General features: G+C 38.9%; 22 protein-coding genes. 11 read left to right on the plus strand and 11 right to left on the minus strand.

The window, feature by feature from the left end; translation table 11 throughout:
• Positions 1–269: 269 nt before the first annotated feature.
• Entirely contained in the window at positions 270–695 is a 426-nt protein-coding gene (locus CSEC_RS02710; protein ID WP_041016876.1) for a hypothetical protein, read from the minus strand.
• A 123-nt stretch (positions 696–818) separates the two neighbouring features.
• Positions 819–1,583 carry a class I SAM-dependent methyltransferase gene (locus tag CSEC_RS02715; RefSeq protein ID WP_041016877.1) on the minus strand — a complete coding sequence of 255 codons (765 nt, stop codon included), beginning with the start codon at positions 1,581–1,583 and terminating at the stop codon, positions 819–821.
• A 213-nt stretch (positions 1,584–1,796) separates the two neighbouring features.
• Here CSEC_RS02715 and CSEC_RS02720 point away from each other — a divergent pair, with 213 nt between their 5' ends.
• Both CSEC_RS02720 and CSEC_RS02725 read left to right on the plus strand, forming a co-directional pair.
• Positions 1,797–2,216 carry a hypothetical protein gene (locus CSEC_RS02720; protein ID WP_041016878.1) on the plus strand — a complete coding sequence of 140 codons (420 nt, stop codon included), beginning with the start codon at positions 1,797–1,799 and terminating at the stop codon, positions 2,214–2,216.
• A gap of 1 nt (position 2,217) precedes the next feature.
• Complete coding sequence (locus CSEC_RS02725) at positions 2,218–2,652, plus strand: YbhB/YbcL family Raf kinase inhibitor-like protein (RefSeq protein ID WP_041016879.1); 435 nt, start codon at positions 2,218–2,220, stop codon at positions 2,650–2,652.
• A gap of 47 nt (positions 2,653–2,699) precedes the next feature.
• Here the strand turns inward: CSEC_RS02725 and CSEC_RS02730 are convergent, their stop codons facing one another.
• Positions 2,700–3,230, minus strand: coding sequence for an NUDIX hydrolase (locus CSEC_RS02730; protein WP_041016880.1), 531 nt, complete (start codon positions 3,228–3,230; stop codon positions 2,700–2,702).
• Between the two features lie 54 nt (positions 3,231–3,284).
• On the opposite strand from CSEC_RS02730, the gene CSEC_RS02735 reads away from it, so the two are divergent.
• Together CSEC_RS02735 and CSEC_RS02740 are read left to right on the plus strand one after the other, a co-directional pair.
• On the plus strand, positions 3,285–3,692 hold the full coding sequence (locus CSEC_RS02735; protein WP_053331711.1) for a DUF423 domain-containing protein: 408 nt from the start codon (positions 3,285–3,287) through the stop codon (positions 3,690–3,692).
• Positions 3,692–4,858 (plus strand): class I SAM-dependent rRNA methyltransferase, encoded by a 1,167-nt coding sequence (locus CSEC_RS02740; protein ID WP_237559199.1) that lies wholly within the window; start codon positions 3,692–3,694, stop codon positions 4,856–4,858. The genes CSEC_RS02735 and CSEC_RS02740 overlap by 1 nt, the downstream gene beginning before the upstream one ends.
• On the opposite strand, the gene CSEC_RS02745 is transcribed toward CSEC_RS02740, so the two are convergent.
• Positions 4,841–6,082, minus strand: a complete 1,242-nt coding sequence (locus tag CSEC_RS02745; RefSeq protein ID WP_053331712.1) for an alpha/beta hydrolase family protein — start codon at positions 6,080–6,082, stop codon at positions 4,841–4,843. The two genes, CSEC_RS02740 and CSEC_RS02745, sit on opposite strands and share 18 nt — an antisense overlap.
• A gap of 12 nt (positions 6,083–6,094) precedes the next feature.
• On the minus strand, positions 6,095–8,059 hold the full coding sequence (gene acs, locus CSEC_RS02750) for an acetate--CoA ligase (protein ID WP_041016882.1): 1,965 nt from the start codon (positions 8,057–8,059) through the stop codon (positions 6,095–6,097).
• A 573-nt stretch (positions 8,060–8,632) separates the two neighbouring features.
• On the opposite strand from acs, the gene CSEC_RS02755 reads away from it, so the two are divergent.
• Entirely contained in the window at positions 8,633–8,833 is a 201-nt protein-coding gene (locus CSEC_RS02755) for an IS1/IS1595 family N-terminal zinc-binding domain-containing protein (RefSeq protein ID WP_041016883.1), read from the plus strand.
• Positions 8,834–8,974: 141 nt separating this feature from the next.
• The gene (locus tag CSEC_RS02760; protein WP_041016884.1) at positions 8,975–9,916 is read left to right on the plus strand and encodes a hypothetical protein; all 942 of its coding nucleotides are present in this window, start codon (positions 8,975–8,977) and stop codon (positions 9,914–9,916) included.
• Between the two features lie 23 nt (positions 9,917–9,939).
• On the opposite strand, the gene CSEC_RS02765 is transcribed toward CSEC_RS02760, so the two are convergent.
• A complete protein-coding gene (locus CSEC_RS02765) occupies positions 9,940–13,581 on the minus strand; it encodes a hypothetical protein (protein WP_041016885.1) in 3,642 nt (1,213 codons plus the stop codon).
• 461 nt (positions 13,582–14,042) lie between these two features.
• Here CSEC_RS02765 and CSEC_RS02770 point away from each other — a divergent pair, with 461 nt between their 5' ends.
• A complete protein-coding gene (locus CSEC_RS02770) occupies positions 14,043–16,112 on the plus strand; it encodes a thioredoxin domain-containing protein (RefSeq protein WP_041016886.1) in 2,070 nt (689 codons plus the stop codon).
• A 101-nt stretch (positions 16,113–16,213) separates the two neighbouring features.
• Here the strand turns inward: CSEC_RS02770 and queA are convergent, their stop codons facing one another.
• The 4 genes from queA to CSEC_RS02790 form a co-directional block, all read right to left on the minus strand.
• Positions 16,214–17,254 carry a tRNA preQ1(34) S-adenosylmethionine ribosyltransferase-isomerase QueA gene (queA, locus tag CSEC_RS02775; protein WP_041016887.1) on the minus strand — a complete coding sequence of 347 codons (1,041 nt, stop codon included), beginning with the start codon at positions 17,252–17,254 and terminating at the stop codon, positions 16,214–16,216.
• Positions 17,255–17,360: 106 nt separating this feature from the next.
• Positions 17,361–18,227, minus strand: a complete 867-nt coding sequence (locus CSEC_RS02780; RefSeq protein WP_041016888.1) for a SpoIID/LytB domain-containing protein — start codon at positions 18,225–18,227, stop codon at positions 17,361–17,363.
• Positions 18,217–19,233 carry a Holliday junction branch migration DNA helicase RuvB gene (gene ruvB / locus CSEC_RS02785; protein WP_041016889.1) on the minus strand — a complete coding sequence of 339 codons (1,017 nt, stop codon included), beginning with the start codon at positions 19,231–19,233 and terminating at the stop codon, positions 18,217–18,219. The genes CSEC_RS02780 and ruvB overlap by 11 nt, the downstream gene beginning before the upstream one ends.
• Before the next feature lie 567 nt (positions 19,234–19,800).
• A complete protein-coding gene (locus CSEC_RS02790) occupies positions 19,801–21,117 on the minus strand; it encodes a sodium-dependent transporter (RefSeq protein WP_154017606.1) in 1,317 nt (438 codons plus the stop codon).
• Positions 21,118–21,652: 535 nt separating this feature from the next.
• Between CSEC_RS02790 and CSEC_RS02795 the strand changes: the two genes are divergently transcribed.
• From CSEC_RS02795 to CSEC_RS02810, 4 genes are read left to right on the plus strand one after another with little or no spacing between them, the layout of a single operon-like run.
• The gene (locus tag CSEC_RS02795) at positions 21,653–22,180 is read left to right on the plus strand and encodes a hypothetical protein (RefSeq protein WP_041016890.1); all 528 of its coding nucleotides are present in this window, start codon (positions 21,653–21,655) and stop codon (positions 22,178–22,180) included.
• A gap of 17 nt (positions 22,181–22,197) precedes the next feature.
• Positions 22,198–22,704 (plus strand): SycD/LcrH family type III secretion system chaperone, encoded by a 507-nt coding sequence (locus CSEC_RS12540; protein WP_053331713.1) that lies wholly within the window; start codon positions 22,198–22,200, stop codon positions 22,702–22,704.
• Between the two features lie 15 nt (positions 22,705–22,719).
• The gene (locus CSEC_RS02805) at positions 22,720–23,694 is read left to right on the plus strand and encodes a hypothetical protein (RefSeq protein WP_041016891.1); all 975 of its coding nucleotides are present in this window, start codon (positions 22,720–22,722) and stop codon (positions 23,692–23,694) included.
• A gap of 35 nt (positions 23,695–23,729) precedes the next feature.
• The gene (locus tag CSEC_RS02810; RefSeq protein WP_041016892.1) at positions 23,730–24,542 is read left to right on the plus strand and encodes a hypothetical protein; all 813 of its coding nucleotides are present in this window, start codon (positions 23,730–23,732) and stop codon (positions 24,540–24,542) included.
• Positions 24,543–24,619: 77 nt separating this feature from the next.
• On the opposite strand, the gene CSEC_RS02815 is transcribed toward CSEC_RS02810, so the two are convergent.
• Positions 24,620–25,318, minus strand: coding sequence for an SAM-dependent methyltransferase (locus CSEC_RS02815; protein WP_041016893.1), 699 nt, complete (start codon positions 25,316–25,318; stop codon positions 24,620–24,622).
• Positions 25,319–25,326: the final 8 nt, after the last annotated feature.

Below are 25,326 nucleotides of genomic sequence, written 5' to 3' on the forward strand. Positions count from 1 at the left end.
AGGTCGTATGGGGTACATTAGATTTCTTTCGAAACTCCATTCAATGGTTAAAATAGCTGTTTTTGGCATCTTTTTCCCTAAATTTTTCATGTATAGGTTATCCTATGCTTTCAAAATTTATCAAAAAATTTGCATAAAATCAGCCCGTTCTTCCAATCAAAGCGAGTTTCGGAAGAGTCTATTCCAGGAAAGATACTTTAATCAAGGAGGGTTATTTTATTCAAATTTAAAAAGAGGAAAGTAAAGACACCTTCCTCTTCTTGAATTATTTAAGGAGGCGTAGTTTCTGTGCTGATGGCGGCTGCCGGAACAAAAATACCTGCAAAGAGTTTGGATAAATCCATAAACCATGTCGCAGCGCGCATTGGAAGAGCGACAAGAGTGCTTCCAAGATCTTCTGAGACCGCTCCAAATTCCCCCCAAGTATGCTCTCCGAATAAGGTTTCAAAAAACATTCGAACCCATTCATAAATTTTTTGAATGACTAATAGAAGGTTTTTAAAAGCCCGATAAGGTTCTCTTACAAGTGTGTGGCCCAACTCTACAAGAGAAACCAATCTTCCTTGCAGAGAGGAAAAGGAAGCAAGGTCAGGGTCTGTTGTGGTTAAGGGGCGGGATAACATTCTGTCGAATTGAGCCCCAATTTTGCAATCATGGCATGTAGGTCCAGCTACAGTTGACGTTGATGCGCTCATTTTTCACCTTTAATTGTTTGTATTTTCGAATCAATATTTAATAGAAACGGTTGACAAGTAAATAGAACATTAATAAACCAATTTGAATTCTGCAATCAAATTTTATTGGTCTCTTTTAATAAATTAAGAAACTTTTATGGCATGTATCGCTATAAATAGAGGGATTTCTTTACGTGCTCGATCTTCCATTTTAGCTGATCGCCCTTCACTTTTTTTATCAGAGCACCATTCTTCAATTTCTTTGATAAGAAATCCATTTTTGGAAAGCAAACTTATATAATGAGAGAGAGGCCTATGAAAAGAAAGCGTGTTTGGAGAATTACTTTTACCAGGATTGGTTGTAATTGGAATTGATAACTCTGACATGTAGCTATCGATTCTTCTATATTGTTTTTTATTTTGAAGATCTACACCCCAAGAAGATTGCCTTGGTATTCGAAAGCATGGATGATTTAAAATAAGTATGAAAGATCCCTTTTCGGAGAGGTGTCTAGAAGCATTTTTTATCACGGATCCCGGGTCCAGAATATTTTGCAAAGCTAAAATGATGGCGGCATGTGTAAATTCCCTGCCTTTAATAGGCAAGGGTTTGCTTGCGTCCTGGCAAAGGAAAGTATGCTCCCGGCTCAACTTTTTCTTATCAGCTTCCTTGATAAGCGAAGGGGAAATATCAACCCCGTAATAAGAGCATTCTTTCGGGATGGCTCTTTCAAGAACCCCTTGTCCGCAAGCTAAATCCAAAACCGATGAAGTTTTTTCAAGCTGGAGCATTTTTAATAGGTTAGGAATAATAAGGGCTTGATGGTAGTAATGCCCTTTTTCACCAACAGCTTTTTTGTACCAGTCGCTTGAGGTTTCCCAGCTAGTTTCTTCTGAAGAGGATTTCATAATATTAAATATAAGGGTTTTAAATTACATCTATCATGAAGGAAGTTCTTATTTCTGTCGATAGCTCTTATTTAAGAGATAAATCTAGTGAATATAAGTAATTGTTATTTAATGTCTTTAAAACATTTTCTATAACATTTATTAAATTTAATCAAATAAACAAAAAAAAGATTAAAATGTAATTAATAGTGAATCTTTTTAGAGGATCAATAAATGACAGACAATATCGATCTAAAAGTCAATCAAACCCTTTCTGCTACAGAAAAGCTTTTAAAGTTTGAAGGCGAAGTTAGTAAGAATGCAACAAATCAGGCTGAATTTTTTAAAGGGTATGATGAGTTTATTAAAGCGATTCAAGCTTTTAAAGACATCATTGAAGAAGAAGCTCTCGGGAAAGGAAAACTTGATATAGATGAAGAGTTATCCAATGAAATCTGGCAGGAAATTACCCATCTTGAAAACCCTTCGAAAAGAAAAAACAAAGAGGAAAAAGCTCTTGCCTTACAGAATTCTCTTTTCTGGGATAAGCTTTATTCCTTTCAAGAATCATTAAACCATTTGCAGGATAAGAGATTAAAAAGAGGTCAGAAAGTTGAAAAAATTGACCCGGGCGCTGAAGGAGACAAGGAGTAGTATGAGGATTACAAGCCGCTCTTACGAAAATGGTGCCCCTATTCCTAAAAAGTATACTTGCGAAGGCGAGAATGTCTCTCCCTCTATTGAAATTTTCGATGTTCCCATGGGATGCAAAAGCTTTGCTCTAATTATGGAAGACCCGGATGCCCCATCCGGTGTTTTTGATCATTGGATTGTTTGGAATATCCATCCCACAACGACTGAAATTACTGAAGGCGAAAAATTGATTCATCAAGGGAAAAACGGTTTCGGCAGTTTTGGGTATAAAGGCCCTTGTCCTCCGCATGGAAAAGCTCACCGCTACTATATCACTCTTTTTGCGCTTGATACCGTGCTCCAGCTCAAAAATGGCGGCTCAAAAGAAGAGTTATTGAAGGAAATGGAAAATCATATCATAGAGCGCGCCGAGCTTATGGGCACCTACCAAAGATAAAACATAGCACGCTAGATTATTCAAATATCGCCTTTTCAATTAAGAACTTATTTCTTAAAAGCCTTGTAGTATAGAAGGGTTGAAATCGTTTTACCATCTTTGATTCGCCCATTTTTTATGAGGTCTAAGGCCGTGCTAAAAGACATTTTGGTCACTTCGATCTCTTCGCCCTCATCCAAGTTTTGAAGAGTTTCCTTGAGATCCGTCGCCACAAAAGCGAACATTTTCTCGTTGCTTATCCCGGGAGAGGTAAAAAATTGATTTAACGGCTCTATAACCTTTGCTTCATAGCCTGTTTCTTCGGCAAGTTCTCTAAAAGCTGCGTTCATTGGCTCTTCTCCCATCTCTAAAGTTCCGGCAGGCAATTCAAATAGTGTCTCATTAACTGCAAAGCGATGGTTTTGGATAAGGAGGATTTCATTTTGATTTAAAAAAGGCAAAATCACAACTGCCCCGTTGTGGGCTATAAATTCTTTTTTTAAAATATTACCCTCCCTCGATTTTTTTTGGGTTTGATAGACATCAAATTTAACACCCTGAAAAACACACTGTGAATCTTTTATTGGATCGTTTATCATTTTGAACCTTATAGTCTCTTTCGAATTTTTAAACTTTTAACAGATGAAGGCCTTATGGATCTCAAACAACTGGCAATCGCAAAACCTTATTTGCTTGTAGGAGCTTTTTTCGCCTTAACGGGTGTTATATTAGGAGCTTTTGGATCACATGGGCTGAAAGGAAAAATAGAAGAGCGGTTTTTAGATGCCTTTGATGTTGGCGTTCGCTATCAGCTTATTCATTCCTTGGCTTTAATTCTTATAGCAATAACATTGCTATTTTTTCCATCCGGTTTTTTCTCTTATGCAGCTTTGAGCATAGCGCTTGGAACCTTTATTTTTTCTTTTAGTTTGTATGTGCTCGCTTTATCAAAAATCGGAATTTTTGGAGCTATAACCCCAATTGGCGGCCTTCTACTTATAGCAGGCTGGCTTTTATACCTGGCAGGCGTTTTTTTTGATGTTCCAAAAGGAGGTTTATAGTGAATAGAGTTATCCTTAAAAAAGGCAAAGAGCGCGCTGTTAAATTTAGACATCCCTGGATTTTCTCCGGAGCCATCAAAGAAATAAGCCCTTGTGAAGATGGAGTAGGTTTACCTGTTTACTCTGAAAGCGGAGAGCTTTTAGGGCATGGCTATGTCAATCGGAAGAGCGATATTACAGTCCGCATGCTCTCCTTTGATGACACCCCATGCGAGCGCGCGATCGAAGAGAATCTTAAAGAGGCTTTAGAACTTAGAGAAGAGCTTTTTAAAGGAAAAGAGACAACCGCTTATAGAGTCATCAATAGCGAAGGAGATGGAATCCCCGGCCTTATTATTGATCGATTTAATGAGGTCGTTGTCCTGCAGATTGGGACGCTTGGCATACGCAAGCTAAAAAAGACAATTATTGATTTAATTATCAAACATATGAGGCCGAAGGCTATTGTCGAGAAGTCGAATCTTCCTTCATTAAAAAAAGAAGGTTTAAAAAGCGAAGAGGGACTTCTTTATGGCGAATGGGATGAAGAACTCGTTATCAAAGAAAATGGTCTTTCATTCAAAGTAGACATCCAAAAAGGGCAAAAAACGGGGTTCTTTTTAGACCACCGTGAAATGAGAAATAAGATATCGGAGCTTTCTAAGGGCAAAACGGTTTTAAACGCTTTTTGTTATTCAGGCGCATTTTCTGTCTATTCCTTAAAAGGGGGCGCTCTTAAAGTCGATTCGGTGGATATATCAAAAGAAGCCATTTTACTTGCGAGGGAAAATGTGGCTTTAAATGGCTTTAGCAATAATGAAAATGAGTTTATTGCTGATGATGTATTTACTTTCTTACGTGAAAAACCCTTGGATTATGACATTGTTATTCTAGATCCTCCGGCTTTTGCAAAACTAAGAAAAGATGTGGATGCGGCCTGCAGAGGGTATAAGGATATTAACCGCTTGGCTTTTTCTAAAGCTAAGAAGGGTTCTATTTTATTGACTTGCAGCTGCTCTTATCATGTGAATGCTGATCTTTTCCAGCAAGTGATCTTTCAAGCAGCCCTTGAAGCCAAAAGAAAGGTTCGTATTATTGGCCGCCATGAACTTGCAAAAGATCACCCGATAAGCATTTATCACCCTGAAGGCGATTATCTTAAGAGTCTTTTACTTTATGTATCCTAGTGAAATGATTTCTTGCTTTTCACAATCGAGCTCATCCATGATTTGAGCTTTATTATATTGAGTGTCCAGCCAATCAAAGATGCGGTGAAGGGCAAGGCTTAAATTTCCAAAACCGCTGTGCTCTCCGGCTCCCTCAGAAGATTTAAAAAGAAGGTATTCTTTAGGGCATGTCAAAAGATCAAATAAATTTTTGGCCTGATCAGGAGCTAAATTTTCATTTTCTGAATCGCAAACCAACGTTTTGCAAGTGATATTTTCAGCAATTGTTTTTAAAGTGTAATTTTGCCATTCCTGCAATAATTTATTAGGGGTTTCTACCCCATGAATAAACATCTTTGTCTGGATTTTATTTCCAAAGTGCTTATCTTTCATGGCAGCTTGCATGAACTCTTCCCACTCAGGGCAAGAGCCTTCATTATCTTGAGAAAGGGCTCGTCTAACATTGTCCATCGCATCATATTGACCCGGATTAGCAATAAGACAGGCGATTCTTTTTTCAAAACAAGCAGCTCTCGGAGCTAAAAAGCCTCCCCAGCTTGATCCATAAAGTGCGATTTTAGAGAGTTCCAAATCGGCTCTTTTGGAAGCAAAATCAATAACGGCTCGAATCACAGTTTCCCAATCAGGCCTCATGGGAAGGCCTTTTTTAATGAGAAGCTCGCCCTGCCCCGGACCATCAAAACTGATGACATTATAGCCTCTTTGCAAGGCTGCCGGAACAAATGAAAAATAAGCTTCTTGATGGGTGCTGTCATAGCCGCCTGTACAGATAATTAAGGGGCGCACCTCTTTGCTTTTATCGATAGAATAAAATATGCCCGGCAAGTAAAAGCCTTCAAATGGGATTTTTAAAGGTTCTGCAGTATGTGCGAAATAAGAGGAAGCTTTGTTAAAAGCTTGAACATGCAAATCATAACCTTCTTTCAAGCGTTCCTTTTTTTCGGGACGATAATCGAAATACAAGCTCGTCCTATAGTAATTGGAAGCTTTTAAGAAACAATCTCTTGCGCTTATAAGGTGCCCTTTTCTTTCAGATTCGATACCCTCGGACATCAATCGTTCGGCAAGTTTGCTCCATTCCATCTGCCAGCTATCATAATCATTTTCATGAATTCTTGCGGCAGTTGACAGGCATTCTCCGAGATCGCTTGCCCCAAAGTAAATGTAGGATGCTACGCGAAGTAGCTGCGAATCGAAAGAGGGGGAGTGGAAATATAGCCTCATAAGCCTCCAAAATTAATTGTCTTTTGTCAATTCTTCAATAGCATTAGGATCGGCAAGAGTGGTTAAGTCACCCATTTTATCAAGCTCTCCTCTCGCAATACATCGAAGCAATCGTCTCATGATTTTCCCCGATCTTGTTTTTGGAAGAGAGCTCACAAATTTAATCGTATCCGGAACCGCAATGGCTCCAATTTCATTTTTAATATGCTGCTTTAGTTGTTCTTCAAGTTCTTTGCTTGGTAAAAAGCCATTTACTAAAATCACATAAGCTAGAAGAAGCTCGCCTTTTATCTCATGTGGTTTAGAAACAACGGCCGATTCAGCCACAGCCACATGTGAGACAAGAGCGCTTTCAACTTCAGCCGTTCCAATTCTATGTCCGGAAATATTAACGACATCATCCATTCTTCCAAGAAGCCAATAGCAGCCGGCTTCGTCTTGGATGCTACCATCTCCTGTAAAATAAGCCCCTACTTTTTTTGAAAAATAAGTTTCTATGAACTTTTTATGATCTCCCCAAAGAGTCCTCATGATTCCGGGCCAAGGTTTTTCGATGTAGAGCCCGCCTCCTGTATGAACGCATAGCTCACCCTCTTCATCATAAATTCCCGGCTTGATGCCAAAAAAAGGATAGGAAGCTGATCCCGGTTTAAGACTATGGCAGCCTGGAAGGGGAGCGATCATAATACCGCCTGTTTCTGTTTGCCACCAAGTGTCAATGACAGGGCATTTATTTTGACCGATATTATCATAATACCAAATCCAGGCCTCAGGGTTGATTGGTTCGCCGACCGTTCCTAAAAGCTTAAGGGATTTTAATAGATCCGGATTGATTAAAGAGGCCCCTTCTTTCATAAGGGATCGGATGACAGTGGGTGCTGTGTAAAATTTAGTCACTTGATGTTTGTTAATCACTCTCCAGAAAATGGCAGGATCCGGAAAAGTCGGGGTTCCTTCAAAAAGAAGAGTCGTGGTTCCATTTGCAAGGGGGCCGTAAACCACATAACTATGCCCTGTTATCCATCCAAGATCTGCCGTACACCAATAAACATCGTTTTCTTTTATATCAAAATATAGGCGATGGGAAAGACTTGCATGAAGTAAATACCCGCCTTGCGTATGAAGCGCACCCTTAGGTTTACCTGTTGAGCCGGAGGTGTAGAGGATAAAAAGAGGGTCCTCGGCATTTAATGGTTCCGGCGGACAGATTGGAGAAACGGAGGCCATTTCTTCATGATACCATAGATCTCTCCCGGCTACCATGGGAGTCAGCCTCTCATCTCTTCGGAAAACGATTACTTTTTGACAAGAACAAGGTTCGAGAAGCGCTTTATCCACCATTTCTTTTAGAGGGATGATCTTTCCGCCCCTTTTGGCAACATTGGATGTGACTATAAGTTTACAATCCGCATCTTTTAATCTGTAACTTAATGACTCGCTGCTAAAGCCGCCAAAAACAACCGAATGAATGGCGCCGATTCGAGCAGAAGCTAGCATCGCGACGGCTTGCTCTAAAACCATCGGCATGTAAATTGCAATCCTGTCCCCTTTTTTTACGCCATGCTTTTTTAAAACATTGGCAAAACGCTCCACCTCTTCTTTCAATTGTCCGAAGGTGAGAGTGCGATGTTCGGATTCATCTTCAGCTTGCCAAATGAGGGCGGGCTTATCTTTCTTGCCATTCCGCACATGACGATCAATGGCATTAAAAGAGACATTGAGTTCTCCATCGCTAAAAAAGCGATGCCAAACTTCATCTTTACTCCAATTATACTCAAGACCCTTACTTGGAAATCGCATCCAATCCAGCGTTTTTGCTTGTTCAAGCCAAAAGGCCTCTTCATGATGAATAGAGCTCTCGTAAAGATGCTCATATTCTTCAAAATTCTTTACTTCGGCATTTTTTTGGATATCCGGAAAGGGTGGAAAAATGGGGGATTTATGAATGAGAGATAGGAGATTTGGTTCTAAAGTCATAAGCCTCAAAAGAAATAGGTGTCTTTTGCAAAAAAAGTTCGGGATTCATGTTAAGTATTAGGAAATTTAAAAAAACCACCTTTAGCGCCGTTCAATTTTTTTAGACATTTTAATTTTCCTAGTAATTATAAAAGCAGTTCACTCTAATTTTTTTCAAAGAAAATAGATTCATTAGTTTTAAATTCTATTTTAATATCGTTTAAATTTACTTCTATTTTCTCATGAGTTTTCTTGTTCTTGCAATAAGTTCTTGTGAAATAGCGCTGCCATCGGTTCTAAAAATAGAAAATTCTAAAACTTTTACTTGAGCTAATTTAGAAAAGAGCGGTATACGTCTTGTCGTAAATATTTAAAGGATTGGAAACATTTATTTTTTATTTAAGAACAATCTTAAAAAAATATTTAGAAGTGACGGCAAAAATAAAAGTAACGAAAGACACAATTGGAATTTCTATTATTGAAACTAAAGAGACAGTAATAACAAGATTTTCGAAACAAACTTTGATGTGAAAATAATTGTTTTTGAATCGATTCGAAAGTCTATATCATAATTTTCTCAAGGAGAGGTGTGCCGTGACTATTGCGTGTCCAGAATGTAGTTCCCAAGCGTATAAGAAAAACGGATATACAAGACATGGAAAACAAAACCATCGATGTCTAGAGTGTGGAAGACAATTTTCAATAGATCCTGAAGAAGAAAAAATTCTCATCGAGAAAGGAGCCAACTTAGTAGCTGTTCGTGTTGAAGAAAGACAGCTTGAAAATATTTGCTAATGAAAGAAGATTCATTATGTATAATGAATCTTTAAACTTTCTTATCAACCTCGTCCTTGAGAAATTTATAGTTTTTCAATAATGAAAGACGTATTTTTAAGATTATGCTGCTTTCAATTAACCTTAAATTATTGAGTTTCAATGAAAGCCTATCTTAAATCCAATAAAAAAATTTGGGACTTTGCTCCTCATAATGCTTTTCCAGATATTATCCGCTTCCAAAATCAGTGGTTTGTTTGTTTAAGGGAAGCTAGCCTGCATTCTGATACTGAACCCGGCATGATCCGGATTTTACAAAGCCATGATGCCATAAACTGGCATGCTGTTGCTCTCTTGCATGATAAAGAATTTGATTTAAGAGATCCGAAGTTTTTAATTCATAACGACGGATCCTTAATGCTTTATGTTTGTGCCTTAAGTTTAAATTCCAAAAAAAGAATGTTATCCCTTAGCTGCCGATCTTTAGAGGGTCGTATCTTTAGCCCTTTCTTTTTAATTGCAGAAGAGGGGGAATGGCTTTGGCGTATTATTCAGGAGGAAAAATCTTTTTATGCCGCCTCCTACCGTTTTTCAGTCCCGGGCGATCGATATAAGCCATGGAGTGCAAGTTTGCATACTTCCTCAGAGGGGAAATTTTTTAAGAAAGTTGTAGATTGGCCTTTTAAGGGAAGGCCGAGTGAGGCGTGTCTATATATCCTTAAAGACCAAATGACTGTTTTCATAAGACAGGATCGCGAGGATAGAAAACTTTTAGTTGGCACCTCTTCCTACCCCTATGAAGATTGGCATTTTGAAAAAGCGCCCTTCTATCTTGCCAGTCCAAATGTAGTTCTTACTGAAGAAAATAAAGCTATTATTGGGGGAAGGCTTCTTCAGATCAATCCTTATGGCATTTTTGAGAAAACTACTTTATTTGAATATGAAAACAACAAGTGGAATCGACTGCTGGTTTTGCCAAGTTTTGGCGATAGCGGCTATCCGGGTCTTGTTTTAATGGGGAATCGTTTATTTGTCTGCTATTACTCTTCGCAATTAAAAAAGAGTGCTATCTATTTGGCCGAAGTCGAAATAGAGAAGGGATAAAACCCTTCTCTTAAAAAGCCTGATTATTGATTAAATTCCTCATCATGAAAAAAGGGACGATTTTGTTCCGATCTTAATTGAAAAGTGATTTCTCTTTCCTTGTTAATTTCCCGGATGAGATCTTCATTTTGATTTCTTAAATCTTGAAGCCTTTGATTTTGCTCCTGATTTTTTTCAATCTCAATTTGATAGGACATCAGTAAATCGTCATAAGAATTTCTTAAGGATCGGGAAGTGTTTTCTTCGATAGAAAGCTCATTTAAAGCGGATTCGAAATTGTCAATCACTTTTGCAGCAAGCAATTTTGAATTTCTCTCTTCCTCGGCTAGGTGATTGATTTTGGAAACTAAAGCTTGTTGATCGTTTCTTGCTTTCTCAAGCTCTTCCATGGCTTCAGTTAGCTTTTGAATTAAAATCTGATTTCTCTCAATTTCTTGATTTTTTTCAATTTCTAAAGAGGAGAATCTACTAAATTTTTCTTCTAGCTCTTGAGTATGATTTTTAGAATGCTCAAGCTCTTCCATGGCATCATGCAGCTGCTGCATTAGAGCATGATTTCTCTGCATTTCTTGATTTTTTTCCATTTCAATTGACGAAAGGGTCTTATATCGCTCTTCGAGTTCTTGTGCATAATTTTTGGAATACTCTACTTCTTCCATAGCTGCATTTAGCCGTTGAATGAGGGAGTTATTTTTCTCAACTTCCTGATTTTTTTCCATTTCAATGGCGGTTAGATTTTTTAATTGATCTTCTAGATGGCTAATGCCGCGTTTAGAGTGCTCGCTTTCATCCATTACTTCTGCTAAATGTTCCATCATGGCATGGTTTTTTTGAACTTCCTGATTTTTTTCCATTTCAATCTCTTGAATTTTAGTAAGTAGAGATTCAGTTTTTTCTTTTTCAAGATGATAAAGCTCTTGCATATCTTTAAGCTTTAAGACTAATTGCTGAGCTTCAATTTTCTCAGCTTCTTCTTTTTGGAGTTCATCTTTTAAATGTCTAATAAGATCATCTGCGTTGGATTTTTCTCTTTCTTGATTTCTTAATGTCTCTTCTAATTCATCTAATTTCTTTTTAGCTTCTTCTCTTTCGCTTTCTTGAAGGGCATAGCTTCTTTCAAGATCGTTTCTCAAAGCAACACTTACATTATTTGCTTCTGTTTGCTTTAATACAAGGTCATCTAATCGATTTTTTAGCTCGTTTGATTCAAGCTCTTCTTTTGCAAGATTCTGCTTAGCGAGATCAAGTTCCCTTAGGCTAGCTTCATATTTTTCATTTAAAACATTTTGAAACTCTAAAGTTTTTGAAAGCTCATCTTTTAAAAGTTGAATTTGCGAGAAATTTTCGTCTAATGCCGTATTGGCTTTGCTTAATGCTTCTTGCAATTCGTTTGCATGATTTCTGTATCTTTCAAATTCTTCAAGGCTTGCTCTCAAAACTTCTTTTTCTTTTTGGGCTTCTTCAAGCTGCTCCCTTAAAGAGGTAGTTTGGCTACCCATGGCCTTTGTGCTTTCGCTCGCTTCATTTAAAGCTATCTCAAGATGATTAAGTTTAGCTTTTGCATTTTCATATTGGTCTAGGTAAGCTTCAAGATGTTTTTTTTCATCAAGAGCTTTTGTAAGAGTTTCCTTAAGCGCGAGAATTTGTTCTCTTTCTTCATGAATTGTGATGTCGGTCTGGTCAAGTAAGAACTCAAGTTCTGCCACATAATCTAAGGTCTCTTGATGTTTCTTTTGAGACTCCTCGTTTTGGGCGAGCTCATTTTTTAATCTTTCGGTAAGACTACGCTCTTCCTCAAGATGGCTTAAGGCGTCGTTAAGCTCATTTCTAAGGTAAGTAATGACTTCCTGAGAATCATCGATTCGGATTTTTGCTAAATGAATCTCTTTTTGAAACTCTTCTTTTTCCGTGTGGATTTGTCTTTGGTTTTCTTTTAAGGAAGCAAGCTCTTCTTTGGCTTCCATTAAATAAAGTTCAAGATCGGAGGTTTGGCTTTGTTCTGTTTCCAGCTCTTTTTCTTTCTGTGCTATAGCTTCTTTTAATTCTTCTTCCCGGTTCTCAAAAAGAAAAGCAAAATTTAGCAGTTCTTTTTCTTTTTCTTCGAGTTTAGCTTCAAGATGCTTTCTCCATGCTTCTTCTTTTTTAGTTTCATTTTCAAAAAAGTGGATTTGATTTTCCATTTCACTGATTTTTGATCGAACGCCTTCTTCAAAATGATCAAAAATGCCTGTCATGGCAGAAAATTGTTCTGAAAGAAGCTTTAAGTCTGTTTTAGCTTCTTCTAGCTCTTTTCTGTGAGCTTGAATCCCTTTAAGAAGCTCATCTTTTTCGCTTGCGTGAAGATCGTTTGCAGATTCAAGCTCGCTTTGAAGGGAAGAGGTATTTCGAATTTCTTCTTGAAGCTTATGGCTAAGATCTTTTAGCTCTTTTTCTTTTTCAGCCAAGCTTAATTGAAATCCATCCGCTGAATCCGCTTTTTCTTTTAAAGCTTCAAGCTCCCTAATTCTCATTTTAGCGGCTTCAAGTTGATCTTCCAAATTTAGAATGCTGATCTGAAAAGTTGTCAGGTATTCTTTGGACAAGGAGTCTTTTTCCTTTAATTCTTGAGTCAGATTTTGGTGCAAAGAAGTCTGTTTTTCATTTTCAGCAATATAATTTTTTTTAGCCGAGAGTAAGTCCTTTTTTAAATCAGCCCCTTTTAGCTCCACTTGATGGAGGCGAACCGTGAGGTCGTAAATTGAGCTATTAACTTTATCTTCTTTCTGTTCAAGATTTTGAATATTACTTTCTAAGGCTTCTACAAGATAAAGAGCTTCCACCTTCTCCTCTTCGAGTGTCTTTTCAAGTTCAGCGTATTTATTTTCAAGCTCGCGTCTTGTAAAGGAGTGCTCTTGAAGAGCTTCAGTCAAAAGATCCGCTTTATTTTTTTCTTGCCGGTAGAGGCTTTCAGCTCTTTCGAGATGCTTTTGCATCTCTTTAATTTTTGTTTCGGCATGACTTAAATCCTCTTGCCAGGAATGAGCAATTTGTAATTCCGCGTCTTTTTCAAGCAGCCGTTCATTTGCGATTGTCAGCTGATGGTTGATGGCCACAATTTGATTTTCAGCATTTCTTAGCTGCTCGTTTAGACGAGCGCTTGTTTCCATGAAAATCGTTGTTGCGGCATGCAACTCATGTTTTTTTGTTTCAAGAGCTTCTTCTTTTGAAACAATGGCGCTTGTTAAGTTGCTTGTCTCATCTTTAATTTTTAAAAGTTCATCTTCTAAAGACTGGATTCGATTTTTCAAAACTTTTTCGGCTGAATAGCCTTTAACCATAAGATCTGACTTTAACATTTCAAGCCGAGACTTTGTCGACTCTAACTCTTTGCGCAAGATTTTAATTTTCTTATTCTGAGCGAGCCTTTGCTCCTGAAGAATTTTAATAAATTCCATGTCATCGTCTGTTCGATTATCTCCCAAATCATCTATTTCATCGGAGAGAAGCGTGAGGGGAGAGCCGGCTCTTTCAGTTTTAGGCTTTTCAGCTTTTGCGGGAGAAATCGGTAAGAGAACCCCGATGCTTGCGATGAGTGTCAGAGCAATTCCATTGATGACGCGAAGCAGAGTTTTTCGGTTTTTGGTTGGATTTGCCGAACAGGGCTTGTTATTCTTGCTGCTATCCATAGGGTGCTAAGCCTTTTTGTGAAACATCTTGCCAAAATAAATAAACGTATTAGGAAGATTCGTTTCATATACTTCGCAAGATAAAAACTCAAGTTGAATATTGATAATTTCCCGAAAAGGGACTTCTATTCATTTTTAGGTTTATTTATCTATTTCAAAATGAAACGTAACTAAATTTTTAAAATAATAACTTTGTTTTTGGTTTTTCATATTTTTAATTTAAAAAATAAAAAAACAGCAAATATGATTTTTGCTTATGATTCAAAAAATTATTGGCTTCTTTTAAAAACTTCTTGATTCTCTCAAGAAAGCAAGGTATCAAAGTACCAAGCGATTAATTTTAAAAAAGGCACCCCTTAAAGGACTTTGCTTTAGGAATAAAGCTTTGAAGTGGTTATTCCACGGAAGCTTTGAAATCTTTGAAAGGCTAAAAAAGTCTTCCAGCTTTAAAAAAGGCATCTATGCAACAACCTCGCTACACAAATCGCCTCATCCATGAAAAATCCCCTTACTTGCTCCAGCACGCCCATAATCCCGTGGATTGGTACCCTTGGGGTGAAGAAGCTTTTAATACTGCGAAAGAAAACGATAAGCCCATCTTGCTTTCTATTGGTTATTCGACTTGCCATTGGTGCCATGTCATGGAAAAGGAGTCTTTTGAGGATCCTGAAATCGCGGAAATGTTAAACGAAACCTTTATTAATATTAAAATTGATAGGGAAGAGCTTCCCGAAGTGGATTCGCTCTACATGGAATTTGCCCAAAGTATGATGTCAGGGGCTGCCGGCTGGCCGCTCAATGTTATCTTAACCCCCTCATTGGAGCCTTTTTTTGCAGCCACTTATATGCCGCCCACTTCGAAGCATGGGCTGATGGGCATTTCTGAGCTTGTGCAAAGGATAAGACACATTTGGTGGAGCGATGATAGGAAAAAAATCTTAAGTCAAGCCGAGCGCATCGTTGAAGTTTTTCAAGACAATGCTCACACCAAAGGGATTGATTTCCCAAAAAAAGATGTGATTGACTCTACTATTGATATTCTCTTAAAACTTGCAGACCCTGTGTATGGGGGGATGAAGGGAGTTCCAAAATTTCCAATCGGCTATCAGTATAACTTCTTACTTCGTTTTGCTAAGACGACAGGGGATGGAAGATCTTTTTTCTTTGTGCAACGCACTCTCGATATGATGCACCGCGGCGGCATTTTCGACCACTTAGCGGGCGGATTTTCAAGATACAGCGTGGATGAACACTGGCTTATTCCCCACTTTGAAAAGATGCTCTATGATAATGCGCTTCTTATATTCAGTTATTTAGAAACATGGCAAGCGGGCAAGCAGCCTCTTTATAAAAAGGTTGCTCAGGAGATCATCGAATATATCCTTACGACTATGACAAATAGCTTAGGCGGTTTCTATAGCGCAGAAGATGCCGATTCGGAAGGAAAAGAAGGGTATTACTATACTTGGGAAGAAGAAGAAATAAAAAAAATCTTAGGGCAAGAAGAGTCAGAGTTTTTTGTAGAATATTATGGCGTTACCCATGAAGGGAATTTTGAAGGAAGAAATATCCTGAACACTCCGGTTCCTTTACCTGAGTTTGCAAGCCATAAAGGAGCTGATTTTCATGCGCTGGAAGAGTTATTGACCCTTCAAAAACAGGCGCTTTTAGAAGAGAGGGGAACCCGCGTAAAACCCATAAAAGATGATAAAATCATAACTGCCTGGAATGGACTTACAATTTTTTCTCTTGCGGAAGCCGGACGAGCGTTCGGCGAAGAACGCTATCTGCAAGCTGCTGAAAACTCCGCTCAGTTTATCTACAAATATCTCTGGAAAGAAGGGATTCTTTATAGAAGATGGAGGGATAATGAGCCTAGGTATCAGGGAAGTCTAGATGATTATGCTTATCTTATCCACGGGCTAATTTCTTTATTTGAAGCCGATAGAGGCGTCTTTTATCTTAAATGGGCTCTTGCTCTTACAAATATCTTGCAAAACGAATTCAAGGAAGAAAACGGGGCTTATTTTAGCTCCGGAAAAGAGCATCAGCATCTTTTAATTAGACGCTGTCTTTTTGCCGATGGCGCTGAACCCTCGGCTAATGCAGTGCACGCAGAAAATTTAATCCGCCTTTACCAAATCACCCTCAATCCTAACTATCTTGAGCAAGCCGAAGATATCTTTAAAGCTGTTAATAAATACCTTGATGTTTATTCACCCGGCTATTGCTACCATTTGATCGCATTGCAGCGCTATTATAATACGCGTATGCCGACTTTCATTATCGCCTTAAATGAGAAGGAAGATAATAAAGATCGAATTCTACAACTCATTTACCAAAACTTTATTCCACATAAAGCTATAATCGTTAAAAGGGTTCAGGATGAAGAACTAACCTCTCTTCTTCCCTACATAAGGGATAAGGTGCCAATTGATGGAAAAACAACTCTTTATACGTGCTATCAAGGCGTTTGCCTTAAGCCTCTTTCCAATTTAGAAGAGATATCAAAAGCTCTAGAAAAGCAATAGACTTCTTGCCTAATTCGTTTTTGATTTGGAAAATGAGCTTTGAAAAAATCTGAAAGCATCTAATAGTCAATCGAATGGGATTTCCAAAAGAAGTTAATCGTCTAAATGATCAGCATGGCATCGCCATAAGAATAAAACCTAAAACGATCTTTGATAGCTTTTTGGTAGGCTTCCCTTATCAAATCGTAACCTGCGAAGGCTGAAACCAGCATAAGAAGGGAAGATTTTGGTAAATGAAAGTTCGTGATTAAATGATTCACACGCTTAAATTGAAAACCGGGATAAATAAAAATAGAAGTATCAAAAGAACCCCCGGTAAGTTTCCCGTTTAAGGAGGCATTAGACTCGATAGCACGCAAAGAGGTTGTTCCTACTGCAAAAAGATTTCCTTTCGATTCATTTATTTTAGAGGCGGTTTCAGTTGAAATCATATAACTCTCAGAATGCATGAGATGGTTTCTGATGTCTTTTTCTTTTACAGGTCTAAAGGTACCGACCCCCACATGAAGGGTGACAGATAGAAGATCGGCACCTTGTTTATTAATGTCATCCAATAGGTTTTGAGTGAAGTGAAGTCCGGCAGTTGGCGCAGCGGCTGAGCCTTCTTCTTTAGCGTATACAGTTTGATAAGTAATACGGTCTTCCTCTTTCGCTTCGCCTTCATTAATATAAGAGGGCAGTGGTATTTTTCCGTATTTTTTTATTGCTTCTGGAATACTCATGGAATCGCATCTAAATTCCAAGACCCGATTTCCGGAAGGCAAGACAGCTGTAACTAAAGCTTCGAATCCTTCGCTAAAAATTAAACGGGTTCCCTCGGTGATTTTTTTTCCCGGTTTGACAAGCGCTTCCCAAGAAAAGGGGGACAGGGCTTTAAGCAATAGACACTCGGCCTTAGACCCTGTTTCCTTAGCGCCGATTAGCCTTGCCGGAATGACTTTTGTATTGTTTGTGACAAGACAGTCGCCTTTAGAAAAAAAATCTTTAATTTGGAAGAATTTTCTTTCTGTCATTTGCCCTGATTTTCTATCGATGACTAAAAGACGGGAGTGATCTCTTGGGGACATGGGACTTTTAGCGATTAAGTCATCAGGCAGGGAAAAGTCATAGGCATCTAAATCTAAAATTTGATTGGGATTCATCTGAATAAAAGGAAACCATTAGTTTATAAACAAAACCAGTATAAGGACTTATGGTTTTTCATTTCAATAAAGAAGAAGGATGGTGTTACACCATCCTTCTTTTAGATTAGTAGGTCGTATTCTGGATAAGTACGATTTCAGTACCAGGAAAAGCTTTTGCTAAAATTTGGGAGGCTGTTTGGCCGCGGTCCGCCAAGGGTTTGGCTTCGCTTATTGAAATTTTAGACCCAACTTTCCCGCTTCCTGCAAGTTTAGAGGAAGCATCCGCCCAAAAAGCCGGAAAGGTGCTGGAAACAGCATCAAATGAGCTTTTTTTAGATAAAACCATATAACGGGTGTGTCGAACCGCTTCTTCAACCGCAGGATTATAAAGCGAACGATTGATGCCGTTATAATTTATTTGTTCCGCATCTAAAGTCCAAAACGGATTTTTAGGGTTATCAGCCAAAAAATAGGCATTCGTTCTTGCGACAATAGCAAGAGAGGCCAATAATTCCTGAGGCGTATATTCATTGAAGTCTTGGCTTAAGACGCTATACAATAACTCTTCCACGCCAATTCTATTAATGGCGTTTAATTTTCCATCGATTTCATAGACGTACAAGCTGCCCTGATATTCTTTCCCATCTAAAGCAATGGTGGTTCCGATGTGATCCGGAACGATAAGAAGCTGGTGGATTCCCGGGAACCCTTCTCCCCATTTGATGCCGGCACTTGTCGCTTCAATAGGCCCTGACCTGCCAAGCTTTCTTGTCGCTAAAAGCTCTCCGTTTTTTGGGTCGTAAATTCGAAATTTTCCTTGGATTGCCATATCCAAAGCCGTCCTTTCCTTCGCAACTAAAATGCGTAAAGTAGGGGTCGTGTCAATTTTTTTTGAAAAATAGCTGTTTACTGAATCCCATAGCGTTCCTGCTTCTAAAGAACATGAAAGCGGGATCAGGGCAATAAGGGTAAGAATGACCCTAGCAATCATAATCAGGTTCTCCTTTTTTAATAATGTTCATATGTTGATAAGCTTTAGTGGTTGCTTCACGGCCTCTTGGCGTTCTTTTAAGAAAACCAAGAAGGATTAAATACGGTTCATAAACCTCTTCAAGAGTGTTTTCATCTTCTCCAAGGGCAATCCCGACAGTTTTTAAACCGACGGGGCCTCCATTATAGTGCTCGATAATTACTTGAAGAATTTTTCTATCCATTTCGTCGAGTCCAAGATGGTCAATAGTTAGCATTTCAAGGGCTTTTACAACGGTATCTTTGCCGCATCCATCCGATTTCATCTCGGAAAAATCCCGTACCCACCTAAGAAGGTTATTGGCAATTCTCGGGGTGCCTCTTGACCTTGAAGAAATTTCGTGAAGCCCTTGAGGGTCGATGTCAAAATTAAGAAGACTCGCCGTTCTTAAAATAATTTTCTTTAAGGCTTCGATTGGGTAAAAGTCTAGTCTGCAAGTGAGGGCAAATCTGGAGCGTAGGGGAGCTGTAATCATGCCTTGTCTTGTTGTTGCGCAAGCTAAAGTGAAGGGCTTAAGTTTAAGTTTTACAGATCTTGCATTTGCGCCCGAGTCAATCAAAATGTCGATTGAAAAATCTTCCATGGCAGAATACAAATATTCTTCAATGGCTTTATTCAAACGATGAATCTCATCAATGAAGAGAACATCGCCTTCCTCTAAAGTTGTCAGAAGGCCAGCCAAATCACCTGGTTTTTCAATGGCCGGTGCTGAAGTTGAGACTAGATTTGTACCCATCGATTTTGCAAGAAGGGTCGCAAGGGTCGTTTTGCCAAGTCCGGGAGGGCCGAAAAATAAGCAGTGGCCTAATGTCTCATTTCTTTTTCTTGCAGCGCCAATCATCACATTCAACCTTTCGCAAATCAATTCCTGACCCACAAATTCATTTAAATGCTGGGGCCTTAGACCGACTTCAAAAACGGTGTCTTTTTTAGTGAAGGTTGATTCTATAAAAGGGTGTTGTTTCATCTTATTCGAAAAAAAATTGATTTTGGATCTACTTTAATCCTTTTTTAACTGCTTGGCAAGAGCCATCTCTAACTATTTCTAAAGAACTTTTCTTTAAATCTTGATTTTTAAACAACTAAGATTCTTCTAACGGATTGAGAAAATTTATGCTTATTGTAAATAAGTGTGTGAGAATATTAAATTACATTTAAATAACTGAGATGAACTTTTTTTAAGTGGATGGCCTAAAATGTTGTTGATTGGTCCTAATCTTTATGTCAGTCATGACAATAAAACTTCCTTACCGTATTCAAATTTTGGCTCAAAGCTGCGGGAACAAGCCTCGAAAATAAGATGGCTTGCTTGCTGCTTCTTTAACGAAAGAAAGTAAAAGAGGCTCAAAGTCACAAGTTTAAACCGAGGGGTCTTTTATATTAGACTTCTTTCGAAAGTCCATTCAATTGTTAAAATAGGCTTTTTTTGGCATCTTTTTTCCTAAATTTTTCACGCATAGGTTATTCTATGCTTTCAAAATTTACACAAAACCAGCCCATTCTTCCAATCAAAGCGAGTTTCGAAAGAATTCTATTATCCGAATAAACCTAAGGCATTCATTAGGATAAGAATAATAAAGATAGGCGCTCCGAATTGAAAAGAAATTTTAAAATATGGGGTGAGCCATCGATGCTTTTCAAAACTCTCAAGAGAGCCGACTTTTATCTCTTGAATGGCATTACTGACCTTCCAACGCCATCCAACAAATGCTACAGCTAAAAGCCCGCCGATTGGAATCAGGATGCTGCTGCAAAGATAATCCATAAAATCAAGGATAGGCATTGAATCAATCGTCCAATTCTTCAAGATCCCATAGGATAAGGCAGAAGGAATGCCTGTTATAAACGCCCCTGTTGCCGCCCACATTACAGCTTTATGACGAGAAAAGCCTTTTTCATCACAGAGATAGGCAATAAGCGGCTCAAGAGCTGAGATCTCAGAGGTCATGGCAGCTAATAATACAAGCAGAAAAAAGGCAACCGCAATAAGGTATCCTCCTGAGAGCTGGCTAAAAACCCAGGGCAGAGTGTGGAAAATAAGCCCGGGTCCGGAATCGGGTTGAATTCCGACCGAAAAAGCGATTGTGAACACCGCAACAGCTGCAAGCAAAGAGACGACTAAATCCATGAGGATAACCGGAATGCAAGTCTTGATAATGCTTTCTTTTTTGCTGAGATAGCTACCATAAGTAATCATCGTTCCCTGACCCAAACTTAAAGTAAAAAAAGCTTGTCCAAGGGCTGCAAGTATGGCCCCTTTTGTTAAAACAGACCAGTCAGGGGAGAGTAAGAAAGTGATCGCATCAGAGGAATTATCAAGCGAGATTCCCTTAATAACTAAGAGGATTAAGACGACAAAAAGAATCGGCATCATTATTTTTGTGCCTTTTTCAATACCTTCCCTTACCCCTAAATAGAGTACCGCGGCACAAAATAAAAGGAACAGAAAATGAAAGCAAAGGCCCCAGTAAGGCGACGCAATAAGAGAGAGGAAGGTGTTTTGGGCCTCTATAGTGGAAGTAAAGTTTGAAACATTCCCCTGGAGAGCTTCAATAAAATAACCAAGAATCCATCCCGCGACGACGCTATAGAAGGAGCTGACTAAGAACCCTGTTAAAATCATGAGTTTCCCCCCTGAGCTCCAAAGCGGACCTCCGAGTTTCCTAAGGGCGCCGCTTGGGTTAAGAAGAGTTTTTCTCCCGATTGCGATTTCTGCGACTAGCACAGGAAATCCAATTAATGCTAAAAAGAAAATATAAACGAGAATAAAAGCCGCGCCGCCATTTTTTCCTACGAGATAGGGGAAGCGCCAGATATTGGCAAGCCCGATAGCGGACCCAGCCACAGCCATAATAAACCCGAATAAACCCGAATCGGGAACCCCAGGATTCTCTTGCCATTTTTACCCTTATAAAGTAGATAATTTAAAAAACCTTGTTATTATATAGGGATAAAAGAAGAGAATCAAGTTTAAAACCCGGATTGCGACCTATAATAGTTTAGATTCGGTTTCTTTTTCCCTAGGGAATCGAAAACGCCCCGGCTCTTAAAAGAGCCAGCCCTATTTTAAAATAGGCCTAACTTGGTTTAGCAAGGCTTGTAGGAAAAGAAATTTACTAGTAGGAAACATTAGGGTTTAAATTCAAAAATTCTCTTTATCGTTAAATGCAAGTTTTAGTTGATTTTAATAAGTTAATTATTTAAAATTTTTATTTATTTTAATTGAGTTTTCGCGCTTTATTACATTTTTACGTTCAACCAGAAGTCGGTTTACATAATATTAATAAAAAATTAACCCAATCCAAATGGTTTTGTGGTTAAATTACTCTTTCGTTCTCTAAAGTTTGATAGAGAGCTTGGCAAGACTCAACATTAGGAGAAGGACCATGGTAGACAGTACCGGCGTAAGCCCGACCGATAAGATTAAAGAGCTTGACGAAGATAGGCCCATAAACCCGGATGATTACACGGTGGAGCAGCTTTTCCTTATGGTCAAAGTCGATAGATTTAAATATCTCGATGATAAAATCGGTGATAACTTAAACAAATTGAGCGATCGGCAAACCAAAGCTGCCAAACTCCAGGATTTGATTGCGGCCATAAATGCTAAGACGGTGAATGGAAAAGTTACAGTCGAAAAAGGGTCTGATCTTGAGAAGATGCTCAATGAAGCAAAAGCTGAAGGGATTGCCATTTCTAAGACGGATGGAGAATTTGATTCTGCGGAAAGAGAAAGAGTGATAGAAAACGTTCGTATGAAAGTCTCTGAATATACCACTAAAACAGAGATGGACTTTCAAACGGTAAACCGAGCTACGAACGAAAGACACCAAACCATTCAGATGGCTCATAGCTCGCTTAAGACGCTTTCTGACTTAAAGAAAACGATGGCAAGGAATGCTGGCGGCCGTTAAAACTTTTTAGGCTTCATATGGATAAAGTTCTTTCAGAAATCGATAGTGATAAATTGCCTTTAGATTTAAAAAAGGTGTTGGAAGATTTTGATCCTGAAACAGCCGATTTAAAGAACTTAAGGGCAATTGATGACAGTCTGGTCGAGTCCCTTTATAGCTTCGCCTTTGGATTTTATGAGGCAGGGAAGTATCAGGAAGCCCTTAACTTTTTTATTTTATTGACGGCGGTCAGAAGAAAAGACGGACGATTCTGGAAAGGCCTTGGAGCCACTTTTCAACTTTTAAAACGCTATCCTGAAGCTGTCGATGCCTATAGCATGGCGGCTTTCATGGATGAAAAAGAACAAGACCCGTATACTCACTTCCATGCGGCCGAATGTCTTTATTCGATGAATGAGTTTAAAAGAGCAATCCAAGCTTTAAAAAGTGTTAAAGCCTTGACAAAAGGCAAAGAAAAATACTACGCCCTAAATAAAAGAGTCGATGTTTTAGGGAAAATGTGGAAAAAGCTTAATATAATTTAAAAAAGAGAAATAGCGATGAATATTATTTCACCTCAAGCGAATCCCGTCTTAGGGAAAGCCGCTGAAGAAAATAACGCTAAAAAAGCCGGCACATCTGCCAACCCCTCGCTTCCTCCGGCAAATTCAGCTTACTACAAAGATTCTATAGCCTCTTTAGACGCTCTCGATACAGAGATCTCGGGGGTAAAAAATAAAGTCGTCAGAAAAGGCTTGGGCTTCTTATCAAAAGCAGTAAGAAAGCTTGTTAATAAAACTGAGACTGAAAAGAGTACTCTTGAGGCGAAAAAAGCAAATGACGCCTTGAAAATGGCAGCAAGCGACCCGCTTCCCATGAGACCTTCTCTTGCTTCCCCAAATGTTAGAACGTCTAAAGCTTTATTAGAAATGAGCGCATCCCACGCCAATCAAAAGAATGAGGCGAATAAGCTGCCTCTTGCTAATGATACCATTAAGAAGCAAGAAGAATCGACAGACCACCTTAAAGCCATTATTACTTTAATGGCCGCCCACGCAAGGTTTCTTGAGCGTCAAAGCCAGCTTTATGCTGAAAACATTAATTTGACTGCCGAAGAGAATGAAGCGTTAATGAAAGAGTATCAGCAAAATAAAGATGAGGCTGCAAAACTAAAAGCCAAATCAGATATTTTAGGGTGGACAGGTTTTGGTGCGGCTCTATTAGGCGGAATATTTACAATCGGCGGCCTTCTTGCCACCGCATTTTCAGGCGGCGTAGCCCTCCCTGCCGTTTTAGCCATCGGTTCCGGGCTTGCAGGTGTTGCTTCCGGCGGATCAAACATTGCCGGGTCCGTGTTTAGAGATCAGAGCGAGTCTTCAGAGATTAAGAGCATTGAAGCTAAGCACTTCCACACTTTAAATACTAATCAGATGCAAGACAACATGCAAAAATCTGAAGAATATGATTCAAACTGGAGCAATTTCGTTTCAAGCATGGCCCAGTTAATTAAAAATATACCTCATTTATTTAAGTAAAAAGTTAATAGTTTTTTAATAAGGAGACTTATCTCATGTCATTTTCACCTATAAGCGCGAGTTACCCTTTCGTAGCGGCAGGGGAAGCTCAAAACGCTTCGAAAAGCCCTGTAGCCAATATGAGCGCGACTCAAACGATTGACCGCCATTTTATCCAGCAAGCAAAGGATAAATTGCCTTCTAACGCAAGTGATGCAGACATCGGAATTCAAGCAATGAAGGACGCGGTTAGCATCGAGTCTCAAGATGATTATTCTATCCCTGCCTTGATAGATTCCATTCGAAAAGGCATTGAAGAAGAAAGAAATAAAGCCAATCCAAATTGGACGACAGTAGACACTCTTCTTCGTCAATTGACAGCTATCATCCTTAAAAAAGCTGGTTTTGATGAAATTCAGATTTCTCAAGAAGAAGTAGAGCGTCAGCGTAAAGCCATCGAAGACTTAAGAAAGACCTACAATTCTCCATGGACACTAGCCGCTCAAATAGGCACGGGCCTTTTAAGCATCGTTGGCGGTGTTTTCGGTATTTCAGGCGGAGTTGCAGGGTTTGCTGAACTTGTCAAAGGAGCTTCTAAAGTTTCCGGAACAGTGACTCAACTCGGCCAAATCGGAAGTTCAATCGGAACCGTAGCCCAAGGCATTTCTCCGGCTCTTGTCACTCCTCTAACATCTAATAGCGAAAGCCATAGAGCAGAAGCGAATGCTAGAAACGAGCATCACCGTAATCAAAGAGAAGCTGCTAAAGCTGCCGAGCAGCAAGCTAATAATACCCTTAGCGGTGTTGTTAGAGGCATTCAATCTAAGGAAGATGCTGAAGCATCTGCTGCCTCTTCACTGTACCGTTAGTTCTAAGAAAATTAATTCTAAATAAAAAGAGCCGTAAATTTTACGGCTCTTTTTATTTGACTTCTTTCGAAAGTATTCTATTTCTTCTTAATTGCTACATAAACTGTGCTTTCGCCCCACGGGAATTCAGAGGGAAAGCAATTGATTACTTCAAAAAGCTTTTTATCCCTTAGGTATTCAGTGATTGGAAAACTCACTGAAATCACGCGGACTCCGGCTTTTAAATGGGAAAGCTTCTCAGCAAGTTTATTCAGAAAATCATCCGGGTAGCTAGATCCGTATAAATAAAAAATAGTGCCGGAGCTCAAGTCGGATTCCATTAAGTCTTCATTTATGAAAGAAAGCTTTTGGATCCTTAACTTTTGCTGAATTCTTTTCGCCCGATCGACAAATTCAGGGATAAATTCGATAGCAGTAACTTTTGCATCCGTAAAAGCATTTATAAAAAAAGCCACACGCCCTCTTCCGGACCCCAGATCAAAAAAATGATCCTCTTTTGTGATTTTTACTTTGCTTAAAATAAGCTCTAAAGTCTTTAAAGGGGTTTCTCCATAGGCGTAAATATCTTCATTCTTCCTTTGTTCTAAAAAGCGTTTGCTAATGCTAAAGGGGTTATTAAAAAGATACATCAGTCTTAAGGAGAGATCGGCTTTTGCAAATTGTGTGTTTGTGTAGAGAGAAAAAGCTTTAAAGAATTCTATGCTTTGGAAAAAAGAAAAGCGAAGGCGTGTCAAGATTAAACTTCCATTTTCAGTTTTAGAATCTCTTGAATTCATAGCGGATT

Origin of the sequence: Criblamydia sequanensis CRIB-18 (assembly GCF_000750955.1) — a bacterium.
In the GTDB taxonomy this organism is placed as follows: Bacteria; Chlamydiota; Chlamydiia; order Chlamydiales; family Criblamydiaceae; genus Criblamydia; species Criblamydia sequanensis.